Annotated in this window: 1 protein-coding gene and 1 pseudogene; one reads left to right on the top strand and one right to left on the bottom strand. The window is 67.4% G+C overall.

Translation table 11 applies throughout. From position 1 onward, the window contains the following. A partial coding sequence (locus RMO04_RS18430; protein ID WP_309646227.1) for an alpha/beta fold hydrolase occupies nucleotides 1-1,520 on the bottom strand: 1,520 nt, incomplete at its 3' end. A 267-nt stretch (nucleotides 1,521-1,787) separates the two neighbouring features. On the opposite strand from RMO04_RS18430, the pseudogene RMO04_RS18425 reads away from it, so the two are divergent. Then, a pseudogene (locus RMO04_RS18425) lies at nucleotides 1,788-2,033 on the top strand (peptidase); the annotation flags it as partial.

Genomic DNA, 2,033 nt, shown 5'->3' with positions numbered 1-2,033 from the left:
GCCATGGCCAGGACGCCGGTCGCGAATAGGCTGGCGTACTGGATCGCTTCCAGCGCCACGAACCCCAGGCACATGGCGAGCGCGGCGACCACATACTGTCCCTTGCCCTGCCCTTTCACCGCGAGGTTCGCGTGCAGCGCCCGCAGAGCCACCAGGAAGAACAGCGCCCACAGCGGCAGATAGGCCAGGGCGTAGGTGACGTGCAGGCCGTCCAGCGGCTTCAGCCCCAGCACCCAGAACCGGTAGTCGACACTCCAGAGGCCATCGACCAGCGCCAGCGAGCCGTAGCCGACGCCGACGGTCACCACGGCGGCCGCGGCGGCGCGGATCCAGTCGGTCGTGAAGACCGGTTTGCCGGCCTTCAGCACCAGGCCCAGAACCAGGGTGATCGCGGCGTTCGCCAGCGCCCAGACCAGGAGCTGGTTGGTGATCCACTGTGGGAACAGCGGCAGGGGGAAGAAGAGCTGACCCACCTTCATCAGCGGGAAGAAGGTGATCGCCGGGACGGCGGCCGTCAGGCCGAAAGCGAGCCACCAGCGCCCGTCCCTGGTCTCCCGCACCGGCTCAGCCGGACGCGCGAGGACGGAGAACCACGGTGCGGTGAGCAGCAATTGGAAGGCGCCCAGCATCAGCACGACCAGTCCGATGAAGCCGACGAGGGTGCCGACCTCTTTCCAGATCCAGATCTGTTCGGTCGGCGGCAGGGGATTAGCTTCGCCGTCGAGCGTCTTCTGGAACCAGTCGATCGCGGGCGCGACCCCGGCGACCGAGAAGTGCTCCCAGGGATGGGTGATGGCCGGGTTGTGCAGCACGCGCGCCGTGCCCGCGCCGATCTCGCCATAGACCCGGCCTTTGACCACGGGGGCAGTGGTTCCAAACAGGGCCTGCAGGGCCTTGGACCCGGCGATGTCGGAGCCCTTCTCGACCTGCCACATCAACGTCGCGAACTCGTCATAGCCGCCGAACACGATGGCCAGGTTGCGCAGCTCGACCTTGGCCTGGCCGCCGAACACCGCGCCGATGGCCGGGGTGGAGCCTTCCAGCACGACCGACTTGTACCCGGTCGGGTCCGAGGCCGCCGCGCCGACCACCGGGCCGCCGCCGAGACTGTGGCCCTCCATCCCGATGTTGGCCTTGTCCACCTGCGGCAAGCTTTTGAGATAGCGCAGCGCCGCGGGGCCGCCGAAATCGTTACTGCCCACGATGCCGGTCGAGTTGCCGTGTCCCGACTGGTCGATGGCCAGGACCACGAAACCGCGCCGGGCCAACTCGATGGCGAAGGCCGACTGCATCTCGCGGGTGTTGATGTAGCCATGGCTGACCAGCACGGCGGGGGCCGGCTTGGCCGCGCTGGCGCCGGGCGGCGTATAGACCAGGGCTGACAGGGTCGTGCCCTTGTCGCCCGTGAACCGCACGTCCTTGACCGTGACGCCGCCGGAGGTCTGGATGGAATGGGCCAACAGCGATCCGCCCAGGATCAGCAAAACGCCCACCGCGAACGGCAGCCAGGTCTTCCGCATCGTCGCCTCCCCAGACGTCCTTGTTCTTGGCGTGACTATGGGGCGCCCAAGCGACGACACGCCAGGGCTTCCGAACAATGACAAGGCTAGACGCGCATCTCAAAGCCGCCAATTTTTGACGCTGCTGTCCAATAATTTCGCAGATTGAGGGGTGGGCGGATCGAACTGCCCGGTCGCGCCTCACGTTGCCGCTAGCGCAGCTTTTCCATCTCCGTTCCGACACCCAAAGCTGCTAGGAGCGGACTGAACGAGGGAGAGAAACGGCAGATGGCCTTACAGGGCGTCGCCATTCGGGGGCAGCGGAGCCTGCTGCGTCAGATCCGCGAGGCGCTCGCCTCGGGCGGACCCGCGCAGGCGCGCCTCGATACGGTGGTGCGGATCATCGCCCGCTCGATGGTGGCCGAGGTCTGCTCGCTCTACATGCGCCGCGCCGCCGGCGACATCGAACTGTTCGCCACCGAGGGCCTCGACCCCGAAGCCGTCCACGTCACGCGTCTGAAGACCGGCGAGGGT

Source organism: Phenylobacterium sp. (assembly GCF_031412415.1).
GTDB lineage: Bacteria > Pseudomonadota > Alphaproteobacteria > Caulobacterales > Caulobacteraceae > Phenylobacterium.
Note: the sequence above shows the minus strand (reverse complement) of the source record. Positions and strands in the feature narration are given on the sequence as shown.